Genomic DNA, 12,669 nt, shown 5'->3' on the forward strand with positions numbered 1-12,669 from the left:
ACAACCACCACCGCCGGCACTCCTCGCTCGGCTACCTAACCCCAGCCGAGTACGCTCGGCAGTGCACCCATCAAATGGAAACCGACGACTCACAGAACGTCCGGACCGAATGAAGGGGGCGGCTCAGAGTGACGCCTATCGCGACCCGACGCCCTCTTACCGGTAGTGTGTCCCGCAAGCGTGATTCAAGGAGGAGATCGTGGTTCCAATCAAGACCACTGTCGAGGACATTCAAAAGCTGCTCGCTTACCTCGGAAAGCAGATCGGCTGGGTGGAACCGGCAAAGATCGAGAAGGCTCTCGGATCGGTCGACGATCGCAAGGTTAGCGCGATGGTTGAGTTTGGTCTCATCCTCCGCGACGGCGGGAATCTTCGGACGACCCCTCGGGGGCAGCAGTTCAACACCGACCAAAGCACCGCACTCCGCGAGGTGTTGTCGAGCGTCGAGCTGTACCAGGCGACTCTGGAATGGGTCCACTACGGCAAGCGGTCTGAGGCGACAACGTCTGAAATCGGACAATACTGGGAGACGTCCCACAAGGACACCCTTGGCGGCTTGAGCGGCTCGACGCTCGCTTCTGGTGCGGTGACCTTCGGACGCATCGTCGGCGGAGCGGGGCTGGGAACCTTCGTGGTCGGCCGTAGCGGGAAGGAGACCCGCGTCACCTTCGATCTCGCTGACATAGACATGATGGTGAATGGGGCTCCTTCAGCGGAAGAAACCGAATCAGAGGTTGTCGAGGATGCGGAGGCCGAGGCAACAACGACCGCTGACACTCCGACACCCGCAGTTGCGCCTGAGGCAGCTCCGGCCATGGCCGCACCTACGCCCACAGTTTCCGTATCGACCAGCCCGAGCGTGCACGTCAACGTCGAGATTCACATCGCAGCCGACGCCACTGCGGACACTGTGCGAGAAATCTTCAAGAACATGGCTCGCTACGTCCTCGACAAGCCCGTCACCGATGACTGCGAGTGAGGACTCGGTACCTAATCTTGAACGGCTCCGAGAGTTCCAGGAGGCGTATCGGCTGCCCGTAACCGACATCGCGCGGCAGGCTCCAGCACAGGCTCTTCACTCGCTGCGAGACGCCACGAAGAACGCACCAGAGAACTACCGTCCGTATTTGGATGAGGCAGTGGACTGTTACGAAGCTGGCGCATATCGCGGCGCCGTGCTGATGGTGTGGGCGGCCACTATGGAGCACATCTACTCTGTGATCGAGGGTCATCGACAGGGATTCAAACTCCTCGAAACGGAGAACTTCAAGCGTTACGAGAAGGCGAGCTTCTACCGAAAGATCAGGAAGAAGAACGACTTACTGTATGTCAACGACGGGAATCTGCTGCTGATTTGCGAAGACGCCGGGTTGTTCAACAAGAACGCGCGCAGCATTCTCGAAGATGCTTTAAAGACGAGGAACCGTTGCGGGCATCCGACCGGCTACGTCGTTGGTCGCGAAGAAGTCGTCGTGTTCATTGAACGCCTAATTAACAACATCATCAGCGGGGCGATGGTCGACTGGGACTAGAGTTAGTCCACCCTGCCCAGCGCGTTAGCCCCGGGCGCGCTCGGAAGGAATCCCTTCGGGATCGGAATGCGCGTGACGCTCGACCGCGCGTCACGTAACGGCCGGGTATCGAGAACTCCCCGCCTCGTCTTGACGGCTGATCGTCCCGCATCGCAGGTGCCAGATAGCACGATCGCCTTGCGAGTACCCCTTGAGACGCTCCGGTCGAGATGTGGCTGGGGCCGACGGGCCGGGCGAGTCCGGCGGGTAAATCGAGGTCACTACCACTCGTGGACTCGCGACGCGAATCCCAATCGAACAGGCAGGTCTGTCCGAGTGTCGGCACGACAAAGGCGGCCCGACAGGTATCGCGTACTGTCGCGAAAGAAGCAATGCGCGGTTGATCGAGGATCGTGCCGACCCTTGCGTGCTTGGCTGATTGTGAAAATAGAGGCGTGCACGCGGCTGCACCGCCAGCGATGTTCGCGCTGGCCTCAGCCCCTAGAATCTTCATCCCCCGAGGCAAGTCCGCGGAACCGCTCGAAGAATCTGGAGAGCGCTTCGATGACCCGCTTCTTCTTGTCGCCGTGGTTGGACTCGCGGTTGAACCGTGACACTGGCGGCAAGATGCGGGTGATCTCAGTTCCCGCCGTGCGCAGCTGTCCGTCCCGGAACGCCTCATCCACGAACGACTGCGTCTCCTCCAGCTTGAGCTTGTGCGCTTCGATGAGCTCCTGAAGCTCAGCCTCGCGCTTCGCGGAGATATACGACTGCCACTGCTCATCGACCGCGCACTGCAGCGACACCGACTCGACGAAGTCCTCGACGAGGTCGCGCTTGCTGCGCAGGGTCGGGCTCGCGTCGACCGCGCGCGTGATCTCGGCACGGACTTCCTTGTCGTCGCCGTCGCCCTTCTCGGCGCGGAGCTTCTCGACGAGCATGAGGATGTAGTCGACGTTGATCTCGACCTGTTTGACGAGCTCGATTTCGAACACGACGTCGTCGTTGATGACTTCTCTGTCGCTGTCGCGGTCGCGCGTGTACTCGTCGCGGAGCCGCAGGTAGATGCTGGTGTAGTCCTGCCGCTGTCGCTCGGTGAGTGGATCGTTGCCGTCGAAGTCGTCGAACGATGTGAGGATGTTCTGCAGCCGCAGGATCGCGCCGAACAGCTGGATGAAGTCCTTCTGCGCCTGCTCCCCCACGATCTGCTGCCCGATCGGGAAGTGCGTGAGCAGCTCCGTGACCTTGTCGACGTACTCGCCGTAGTAGTCGCCGTACGGTTTCAACAGGACGACGCCGCGGGCATCCTTGTTGCCGAACAGCTCCAGCGCGGCGTTCGTCTCTTCCTCGAGGTCGCGGAAGGCGACGATGTTGCCATAGGTCTTCACCGAGTTGAGGATGCGGTTCGTGCGCGAGTACGCCTGGATCAGGCCATGGGCGCGCAGGTTCTTGTCGACGAACAGCGTGTTCAGGGTCGTCGCGTCGAAGCCGGTGAGGAACATGTTCACCACGATGACCAGGTCGATCTCGCGGTTCTTCATCCGCTGCGACAGGTCCTTGTAGTAGTTCTGGAACCGATCGGCACTCGTGTCGTAGCTGGTCCCGAACATGTCGTTGTAGTCCTGGATCGCGTCTTCCAGGAACGAGCGCGCGTCAAGGTCGAGCGCATCGGTGTCGAACGCTTCGTCATCGAGGATGCCGTCGGCTTCGGCCTCGTTCGCACCGTAGCTGAAGATCAGCCCGACCTTCAGCCGCTTGTCCGGTGGCAGCTCCTCCATCTGCAGCTGGAACTGGTTGTAGTAACGGCGTGCGGCATCGATCGACGCGGTCGCGAACAGGGCGTTGAAACCGCGAACCCGCTTCCGTTCCTTGACCGCCTCAGCCTGACGCCTGCCCCGCACCGAGTCGGCGACGTTCATCACGACGCCGTGTTCGTAGCTCGACGAGCGCTTCGTCTTCTGATCGAAGTGCTCCAGGGTGTATGCCACGACGTCCCGGATCCGACGCACATCCAGGAGAGCTCGCTCACGGTCGATCGCTGACACCTGCGAGTCGTCGGGGTTTCCGACCTTGATGGTATTGATGTAGTCGATCCGGAACGGAAGCACGTTCTTGTCTGTGATGGCGTCGACGATCGTGTACGTGTGCAGCTTGTCGCCGAACGCCTGCTCGGTCGTGCGCAGCTGGGGGTTGCCACCGCTGCTGGCGTTCGCGGCGAAGATCGGCGTGCCGGTGAACCCGAACAGGTTGTACCGCTTGAAGGCGCGTGTGATGTCGGTGTGCATGTCGCCGAACTGCGAACGGTGGCACTCATCGAAGATGATCACCGCGTGGCCCGAGAACACCTCGTGGCCCTTGTTCGCCTTGATGAACGTCGACAGCTTCTGGATCGTCGTGATGATGATCCGCGCACCACGGTCCTCAAGCTGCTTCTTCAGCACCGCCGTGGACGTGTTCGAGTTCGCCGCACCCTTCTCGAACCGGTCGTACTCACGCATCGTCTGGTAGTCGAGGTCTTTGCGGTCGACGACGAAAAGCACCTTGTCCACACTCGGCATCTTCGATGCGAGCTGCGCTGCCTTGAACGAAGTGAGCGTCTTGCCCGATCCGGTCGTGTGCCAGACGTATCCTCCGGCATCGAGTGTGCCGAGCGTCTTGTAGTTGGTCGAGATCTGGATCTTCTGCAGGATCCGCTCGGTGGCGACGATCTGGTACGGCCGCATCACCAGCAGGTCCCGATCCGCGGTGAGCACGCAGTACTTCGTCACGATGTTCAACAGCGAGTGCTTCGCGAAGAAGGTCTTCACGAACGCCGTCAGCTCGGTGATCGGCTTGTTGTTCGCATCCGCCCACCAGCTAGTGAACTCGAACGAGTTGCTCGTCTTCCTGCCCTTGCCAGCACCACCAGACTTCTTCTGCTCGGCCAGGTGCCTGTTGCGAGTGCTGTTGGAGTAGTACTTCGTGAGCGTGCCGTTGCTGATCACGAACAGCTGCACGTACTCGAACAGGCCCGAGCCCGCCCAAAAGCTGTCGCGCTGGTACCGGTTGATCTGGTTGAACGCCTCCCGGATGTCCACGCCGCGACGCTTCAGTTCGATGTGCACCATCGGCAGCCCGTTGACCAGCACGGTCACGTCGTAACGGTTGGCATACTTCGCACCACCATCGCTAGCGTCACCATCGCCGCGCGCGATCTCGTACTGGTTGATGACCTGCAGTCGATTGTTGTGGATGTTCGTCTTGTCAATCAGCGCGATGTTCTTCGTCGTCCCGTCGTCGCGCCTGAGGATCTGGACGTGATCCTCCTGCACACGCACAGTCTTCTCGACGATGCCGTCGTTGGCACCTGCGACCTTGGTTGTGAAGAACTGCTCCCACTCGGCATCCGAGAAGATCATCCTGTTGACCTTCTCGAGCTGAATGCGCACGTTCGCGACCAGCTCCGCCTCCGACGTGATCGGCAGGTAGTCGTACGCCTGCCCCTCAAGGAGTCGGATCAACTCCTTCTCGAGCCCAGACTCCGACTGATACGCATCAGCCTGCAACGGATCGTGAACATACTCAGCGACAACCGTACTCTCCGACGAGACAGCGATCGGATCGTACGTATGCGCCGGCGCATCACTCACGACGCCAGCTCCTTGAACGTCAACAGCCGATCACGATAGTGCTCGTACTGCTTGCGACGGGCAGCGAGTTCTGCCGGGAGACCGGTACTGATGTCGCCCACAAGAGCGTCAAACTTGTCAAGCGAGCGGACGATTGATTCCTGTTCCTCTAGCGATGGCACAGGGATCTCAATCGCGCCAAGACCCATCGCCGACAACCTCTTGACCTTTGCGCGCGACACGTGGCGCTCCTTCTGCTGATGGAAATCAGCAGTCTGAACCGCATATGCCACGTACTTCGGGTTGAGCTCGGAGCTAAAAGTAAACGTGTCGTCGTGCGTCGCGATCGGCTCTTCACCGAGCCAAGCCACTGCCTTCCCCACGTCTGCGACTGTCTCGCCGACGCCAGCGAACACAACGCTGCCGGATTGCGCATAACGAAGCTGATCCCGCAGCTCAGCTCGAACATTCCGCAAGGCCTGTGTCGCAGAAGTCCCGTAGGCAGTGTAGATCTCTCCGTAGTGGAGGCTTGGGATACCCGACTCAACGACGTCATTCTTGGTGAACCGGCGGCCTCGAACGAATGTCCCTAGATCGGCGAGCCTGATTCTTCGCCTACCGTTGGCACCCACGAGTTCGTCGCGATAGTGCTTGTACTGGGCGCGCCGCGCTTCCAGCTCCGCTTCCAGCTCCGCTTCCAGCTCCGCTTCCAACTGGGTGAACTTATCCAATACTTGCACGATCTCGCGCTGGACCTCGAGAGGCGGCACGGGGACGCGGAACCCACGCATCACGCTGGCGTTCAAGTTGTTGATAGTCGAGGTCGAGAGCGAGCGATCGAGGTGAGTCTTGAATCGCTCACCCGTGAGAAGATGAAACAGGAATCGACTTTCCACACGCGCATCAGTCGTGCGAAGCACCGCCATGAAGCCACCAAACGTCTGCTCGATGTCCTCACGAATGTATGCGACCTTGCCTATGTGATCGCGGCTACCGCTGCCAGCACAGATGAGTGTGTCGCCAGCTCGCAGGCGCTGTGCTTCGCGAACACGGACATGACTTGAAACACGCTTCACCTCCTCAAAGTTGAGCGTGTTGGAGGCGAGCGTGATGTTGTTGGCGCGGAGCACCTGAATCTCCCCCGCTGAATCCTCGTCGTTCTTGCTGTAAGTGATGCCACGCACATAGTCGGCGATATCGAGAACGCCAGTATGCTCCACCCCGTCCGGGCAAAGTTCCTGAATCAGGTCATCGATGCGGCTCACTTAGAGCCCTCCAGATCCGCCACGATCTCGTCGATCGCTGTCCGCAGCTCCGCTTGGCGAGCCACGATGCGCGCGATCTCGGCGTTCAGCTTGACGATGTCGACCTGCTCGCGGGTATCCTCCGCCTCCACGTACGACGACACCGCGATGTTGTACTCGTTAGCGGCAATGTCCTCGTTGCTGACGACGGCGGTGAAGTAGTCCTCGGGACCGCGGGTCGTGAATGCTTCGAGGATCCTCGCCTGGTGCTCCTCGAGCAGCTTGTTCTTGTTGCCGACGCGCTTGAACTCGGCTGACGCGTCAATGAACAGCACGTCGCTGGTCTTCTTCGACTTCTTCAGCACGAGGATGCAGGTCGCGATCGTCGTGCCGAAGAACAGGTCCGGCGGAAGCTGGATGACCGCGTCCACGTAGTTGTTGTCGACAAGGTACTGGCGGATCTTCTTCTCCGCCCCGCCGCGGTACAGCACACCGGGGAACTCGACTATTGCGGCCGTGCCGTTGACGGCGAGCCAGCTGAGCATGTGCATCGTGAACGCGAGGTCGGCCTTCGATTTCGGCGCGAGGACGCCGGCTGGCGAGAATCGCTCGTCGTTGATCAGGAGCGGGTTGGCGTCGCCTTCCCACTTGATCGAGTAGGGCGGGTTGGAGACGATCGCCTCGAACGGCTCGTCGTCCCAGTGGGCGGGGTCGAGTAGTGTGTCGCCGTGCGCGAGGTTGAAGTCCGCGTAGTTCACGTCGTGCAGGAACATGTTGATCCGCGCGAGGTTGTACGTGGTCAGGTTGATCTCCTGACCGTAGAACCCCTGGCGGACGTTGTTCTTCCCGAGCACCTTGTCGAACTTCAGCAGCAGCGACCCCGATCCGACGGCCGGGTCGTAGACCTTGTTGACCTGCTTCTTGCCGACCACAGTGATGCGCGCCAGCAGCTCCGAAACCTCCTGCGGCGTGTAGTACTCACCACCGGACTTACCCGCGTTGGCCGCATACATCTGCATCAGGTACTCGTAGGCATCACCGAACAGATCGATCGAGTTGTCCTCCCACCGCCCCAGCGGCAGATCACCGATTGCGTCGAGCAGCTTCACCAGCTGCTGATTGCGTTTGGCGACCGTCGGGCCGAGCTTGTTGCTGTTGACATCCAGGTCGTCGAACAGACCCTTGATGTCTTCCTCACTGTCTGTACCCAGCGCCGACGCCTCGATGTTCTTGAAGACCCGCTCGAGCGTCTCGTTGAGGTTCTCATCCCGCGCCGCACGCTTGCGAACGTTGGCGAACAGGTCGGACGGCAGAATGTAGAACCCCTTCTCCGCGACAACCTCGTCGCGCGCGAACTCCGCGTCGGAATCCGCCACCCGCCGGTAGTCGAACGACGCGTCGCCCGCATCGTGCTCGTGCTTGTTGAGGTACGCCGTGAGGTTCTCGGAGATGAACCGGTAGAACAGCATGCCCAGCACGTAGGACTTGAAGTCCCACCCATCGACGCTGCCACGCAGGTCGTTCGCGATACGCCAGATCGTCTTGTGCAATTCGGCTCGCTGCGCCTCTTTGGTGGTCGGTGCCATGGGTCATTCTCCTCGCGCCGCTGCGCAATCACGATGTTGGGTTGTTTGCTCTCACGCTATCGGGTGCCACTGACACTCGGGCCTCCCGCATCATCACCGCGTCGCGTAGAACGCCACAGCCGCTGCGGCCGTCACGTTCAACGAGTCGACGCAGCCCATAATCGGGAACGTGGCCCGGCGATCGAGCAGTGCATCTGTCTCCGGTGTGACGCAGTGGCCCTCCAGCTCACGCAGCGGGCATCAATGTCGAACGATCAGCGACTGGGCCTCAACTCCGAGTTGCTCTGCCAGGGCATCGACGGAGTCCAGGGTGAGGTTGCGCTCCCCACGCTCGATGCCGGCAAGGTACCGAGTCGACACTCCGAGTTCTTCGGCAAGACCTTCCTGCGACAGATGGCGCGCAAGACGCAGGTCGCGCACCTGCGCCCCAAGCACCTTCTTCAGCGGTTCTGTCACACATCCAGCCTCAGGTCTGGTAGTCATGACTTCCAGGAAGTTATCGCTTCCAGTTGCGGTCCAGGCGGGTCACGCACGACTCGCGCTGCAACCGCATCAGACCTCGAAGGAGAGCGAGACGATGTCCGATTCGCAGCAGATCCCCGACGGGAGCTCGACAGCTCTCCCCCGCGTCCTGCACACACCGCGTAGCCGCGCGTTGCTCTCGGAATCGTGGGCCCAAGCAGCGGAGGCAAAGCGGAGGGAGCGGGCAGGCGACAACCTGCAGCTGACGCACGAAGCCTATGCAGCGGGCGAACCATGTCGCGCGTGTGGGCGCGCCCTTCTCGGTGAGCCAGCCCTGGGAACTGATGAAGAGAGCCTTGCGCTGATCGATGCCGACAACGCCGAGTTCCGAGCCGAGCACACGGCATGCAACATGGGGGTTTGGCGTCTCGAGAACAACAGGGTGGAGCACTGCCATCTGTGCTGCCCGTTCCCGCCACTTTCGCCGACTCAGCGCGATGAGCTCCGACAGCTCCTATACCCACCCTCGTTGCACATCGACCGCAGCGCCACTTGGCGAGTGGAACTGACCTGCCAGCACGTCGAGACCTTGGTCGGGCATTCCCCTCGCTACGTGGAGCCAACCGTCCAATGCACCGAATGCGCTGTCATCCGCGGCGTGGTCAAAGCCGTGCGAATCGATGACCAGGCGAAGGATGGTGACGACTGCAGCGACATCGAGGGCCTCCAGTCGGACTATCAACGACTCACAGATGAGCAATGGAGCTGGATCAAGCACATCGTTCACACAGAAGATGGCCCTCGCCGCGGGCGGCCGCGCACTGACATACGCACGATCGTCGACGCCGCTCTCTACAAGACCCGCACCGGCATCCCGTGGCGCGAGCTCCCAGCAGAGTTCGGGTCATGGCAGACCGCCGTGCGCCGGCACAACCAATTGATCGCGAGCTCCCAGTGGGACGAGATCACTCGCACTCTGGCCAAACGAGACCTGCCCCAGTGAACCGCGGCGTCGTTGAGGCGACCGCCTTTCGAGTCAGACTGCTTATTGAGTCAGCGCACCTGCCGAGAGATCGCGCGTCGAACGGCTTGAACCCAACCCGGAGCTGGCCAGCCGAGACTGCGTCCCAGAGACGCTCCCGCACCGCAGAAAGCAGAATCGGCCTCTGCAGGAGCTCCGCAGAGGCCGATCAAAGTCCCAGGTCAGCGGGGCAAACGCTTAGCAACTGATGTTAAATCGGAACCCGTCCGCCGAGCCAGATCGGAAGCTGCGAGGGTAAAACCCCTGGTCAGAAGGCTTTTTTAGACATTGAATCTGAATTCAACCACGTCGCCGTCGGCCATCACGTAGTCCTTGCCCTCTAGGCGCATCTTGCCTGCGGCCTTCACGGCGGCTTCGGAGCCGTGCTCGATCAGGTCGTCGAAGGAGACGATCTGGGCCTTGATGAAACCCTTTTGGAAGTCGGTGTGGATCACCCCGGCGGCTTCGGGGGCGGTGGCGCCCTGGGGGATCGTCCAGGCGCGGGCCTCTTTGGGGCCGCCGGTGAGGTAGCTCTGCAGGCCGAGGGTGTCGTATCCGGCGCGGGCGAGCTTGTCCAGGCCCGGTTCGGTGACGCCCATCTCGGCAAGGAACTCTCGGGCTTCGTCCTCATCCATTTCGACAAGTTCGGATTCGAACTTGGCGTCGAGGAACACGGCGTCCGCGGGGGCGACGAGGGCCCGCATCCGCTCTTGGAGTTCGGTGTTGGCGAGTTCGTCCTGGTCGCAGTTGAACACGTAGATGAAGGGCTTGGCCGTCAGCAGGAACAGGTCACGCAGGTCGGTGGTGTCCATGCCGGACGCGAAGATCGTGGTGCCGGAGTTGAGCACCTCCTGGGCGGCCTGCATGGCCTCCAGCTTGGGGCGCGTCTCCTTCTTGATCCGCGCCTCCTTCTCCACCCGGGGCAGCGCCTTCTCCAGCGTTTGCAGGTCGGCGAGGATCAGTTCGGTGGTGACGGTCTCGATGTCGTTGCTGGGGTTCACCGACCCGTCGACGTGGGTGACGTCGGCGTCCTCGAACACGCGGGTGACCTGGCAGATCGCGTCCGCTTCACGGATGTTGGCCAGGAACGCGTTGCCCATCCCCTCGCCCTGGGAGGCGCCCTTCACGATGCCCGCAATGTCGACGAAGCTGACCGTGGCCGGAATGATCTTCTCCGACCCGTACACCTCGGCGAGCTTGGCCAGCCGCGGATCCGGCACCCCCACCACCCCAACGTTCGGCTCGATCGTCGCGAACGGGTAGTTCGCCGCGAGGACGTTGTTGCGCGTCAGCGCATTGAACAAGGTGGACTTGCCCGCGTTGGGGAGCCCGACGATTCCGATGGTGAGAGCCACAATCCACCATCTTATGGGAACCATGAGCCCGGACGCCGACGCCTGGCCCGTCTTGACCGGGCTCCCGCCGCTCCGCAGACTCGGGGCATGAGCGAGCACGAGTACCGGGTGGGGCTCACCTGGACGGGGAACCGCGGAACGGGCACCAGCGGCTACCGCGACTACGACAGGGCCGTCACGCTGCACGGGGCAGGTAAACCCGACCTGCTCGCCTCAGCCGATCCCCACTTTCGCGGGGATGACACCCGCTGGAACCCCGAGGAACTCCTCGTTGCCGCGCTGGCCGAGTGTCATCTGCTCAGCTACCTGCATGCCGCCGTCACGCTCGGGGTCGTGGTCGTGGATTATCGCGACACCGCCACCGCTGCCCTCACCCAATCCGGCAACGGCGGACGCATCACCTCCGTGACGTTGCGCCCTCACGTCACCGTCGAGGACGCCGCAATGGTGGACGCCGCCAGATCGGCCCACGCGCTCGCCCACGAGTGGTGCTTCATCGCCAACTCGGTCGCGTTCGAGGTCCGCATCGAACCGGAGACACTCATGGCACGCCCCACGCCCGAGTGACGCTCGGCTCGGCCTCAGGCTCCCGCGTAGTAGGCGCTCAGCGCGGCGGCCAGCCACCCCGGATCCTGGACTCCGGCCAGTTCGCGGGTCGAGTGCATGCTCAGCAGCGGAATCCCGACATCGCACATGACCAGCCCCAAGCGCTCGGCCGTCATGGGGCCGATCGTGGAGCCGCACGGGACGGCGTTGTTGCTGACGAAATCCTGCACCGGCACGTCGGCGGCGGCGCAGGCCCGGCGCCACAAGGCGTTGCCCGCGGCGTCCGTCGTGTAGCGCAGGTTCGCGTTGTGCTTGAGCAGGGGGCCCGCGTTCAGCAGCGGTCGGTGATCCGGGTCATGCAGGTGCGGATAGTTCGGGTGCACAGCATGCCCGGCGTCCGCGGAGATGCACGAACTGCGCGCCAGCATCCGCTGCCAGGCCTCCCCTTCGACGCCAAGGGCCCCAGCGATGCGGCGCAGCACCTGCTCCAGCAACGGCCCGGCCGCCCCCGAGCGTGACCCGGAGCCGACCTCCTCGTGATCGAACGCCGCCACGACGGTGATGTCGTCGCCCTCCTCGGCGGCCAGCAGCGCGGCCACGCCTGCGTGCACCGACGAGAGGTTGTCCAGCCGCGAGGACGCGAAGAACTCCCCCGTCGGGCCGAACACGGTCGGCGGCTGCGTGACATGGCAGTACAGGTCGTGCGCGACCACGTCGGCGGCGTCCAGACCTGTCTGCGCAGCGATGAGTTCCAGCAGATCCAGGTCGGGGCGCCCCACCGCGTACACCGGCTTGAGGTGCTGCTGGCGATCCAGATGCAGCGATTCGTTCACCGAACGATCCAGGTGCGGCGCCACCTGCGGCACGCGCAGCCATGCGGGCGTCGAGACGAGCACCTGACGCCCCTCCCGGGTGATCACCCGCCCGGCGACACCGAGTTCGCGGTCCAGCCACTGATTGAGCAGCGGCCCGCCATAGATTTCCACGGCGGCCTGCTGCCAGCCCGAACCGGACGCGCTGGGTTGCGGTTTGAGCTTCAACGCGGGCGAGTCGGTGTGCGCGCCGACGATCCGGAACCCGCTTCGCGCAGGATCGACGTGGGCGGGGCAGCGCCAAGCCACGATCGCGCCGTCGCGGATGAGATAGCCGCTGCCCGGGGTCGCCGCGAAGGCGTCCGCTTCCTGTTGCTCAGCAAAACCCGCCGCAGCGAGGCGGCGACCCGCCTCAGCGGCGGCGTGGAAGGAACTGGGCGAGGCGGTGATGAAGGCTGCCAAGTCGTCGATGTGTGCACGGGCGTCCATGACTTCCATCCTGCCCCACCAGGGGACCTATGACC

Annotated in this window: 10 protein-coding genes; 4 read left to right on the forward strand and 6 right to left on the reverse strand. The window is 62.6% G+C overall.

The window, feature by feature from the left end; translation table 11 throughout:
* Positions 1 to 199: 199 nt before the first annotated feature.
* Entirely contained in the window at positions 200 to 979 is a 780-nt protein-coding gene (locus tag C1706_RS12325; protein ID WP_129459551.1) for a hypothetical protein, read from the forward strand.
* Positions 966 to 1,532, forward strand: a complete 567-nt coding sequence (locus C1706_RS12330; RefSeq protein ID WP_129459552.1) for a hypothetical protein — start codon at positions 966 to 968, stop codon at positions 1,530 to 1,532. Before C1706_RS12325 ends, C1706_RS12330 begins: the two co-directional genes overlap by 14 nt.
* 473 nt (positions 1,533 to 2,005) lie before the next feature.
* On the opposite strand, the gene C1706_RS12335 is transcribed toward C1706_RS12330, so the two are convergent.
* The 4 genes from C1706_RS12335 to relB form a co-directional block, all read right to left on the reverse strand.
* Positions 2,006 to 5,140 carry a type I restriction endonuclease subunit R gene (locus C1706_RS12335; RefSeq protein WP_129459553.1) on the reverse strand — a complete coding sequence of 1,045 codons (3,135 nt, stop codon included), beginning with the start codon at positions 5,138 to 5,140 and terminating at the stop codon, positions 2,006 to 2,008.
* Complete coding sequence (locus C1706_RS12340) at positions 5,137 to 6,384, reverse strand: restriction endonuclease subunit S (RefSeq protein WP_129459554.1); 1,248 nt, start codon at positions 6,382 to 6,384, stop codon at positions 5,137 to 5,139. Before C1706_RS12340 ends, C1706_RS12335 begins: the two co-directional genes overlap by 4 nt.
* Positions 6,381 to 7,949: a type I restriction-modification system subunit M gene (locus C1706_RS12345; protein WP_129459555.1), complete on the reverse strand. Its 1,569-nt coding sequence runs from the start codon at positions 7,947 to 7,949 to the stop codon at positions 6,381 to 6,383. The genes C1706_RS12340 and C1706_RS12345 overlap by 4 nt, the downstream gene beginning before the upstream one ends.
* Positions 7,950 to 8,189: 240 nt before the next feature.
* Positions 8,190 to 8,405: a type II toxin-antitoxin system RelB family anti-toxin gene (relB, locus tag C1706_RS12355; protein WP_129459556.1), complete on the reverse strand. Its 216-nt coding sequence runs from the start codon at positions 8,403 to 8,405 to the stop codon at positions 8,190 to 8,192.
* A gap of 121 nt (positions 8,406 to 8,526) precedes the next feature.
* Here relB and C1706_RS14665 point away from each other — a divergent pair, with 121 nt between their 5' ends.
* Positions 8,527 to 9,414, forward strand: coding sequence for a transposase (locus C1706_RS14665; protein ID WP_206661129.1), 888 nt, complete (start codon positions 8,527 to 8,529; stop codon positions 9,412 to 9,414).
* Positions 9,415 to 9,713: 299 nt separating this feature from the next.
* Here the strand turns inward: C1706_RS14665 and ychF are convergent, their stop codons facing one another.
* On the reverse strand, positions 9,714 to 10,787 hold the full coding sequence (gene ychF / locus C1706_RS12365) for a redox-regulated ATPase YchF (RefSeq protein ID WP_129459557.1): 1,074 nt from the start codon (positions 10,785 to 10,787) through the stop codon (positions 9,714 to 9,716).
* 87 nt (positions 10,788 to 10,874) lie between these two features.
* Between ychF and C1706_RS12370 the strand changes: the two genes are divergently transcribed.
* Positions 10,875 to 11,354, forward strand: coding sequence for an OsmC family protein (locus C1706_RS12370; RefSeq protein ID WP_129459558.1), 480 nt, complete (start codon positions 10,875 to 10,877; stop codon positions 11,352 to 11,354).
* 14 nt (positions 11,355 to 11,368) lie between these two features.
* On the opposite strand, the gene C1706_RS12375 is transcribed toward C1706_RS12370, so the two are convergent.
* The gene (locus C1706_RS12375; protein ID WP_129459559.1) at positions 11,369 to 12,634 is read right to left on the reverse strand and encodes a M18 family aminopeptidase; all 1,266 of its coding nucleotides are present in this window, start codon (positions 12,632 to 12,634) and stop codon (positions 11,369 to 11,371) included.
* Positions 12,635 to 12,669: the final 35 nt, after the last annotated feature.

Source organism: Propioniciclava flava, from assembly GCF_004126535.1.
Classification (GTDB): domain Bacteria; phylum Actinomycetota; class Actinomycetes; order Propionibacteriales; family Propionibacteriaceae; genus Propioniciclava; species Propioniciclava flava.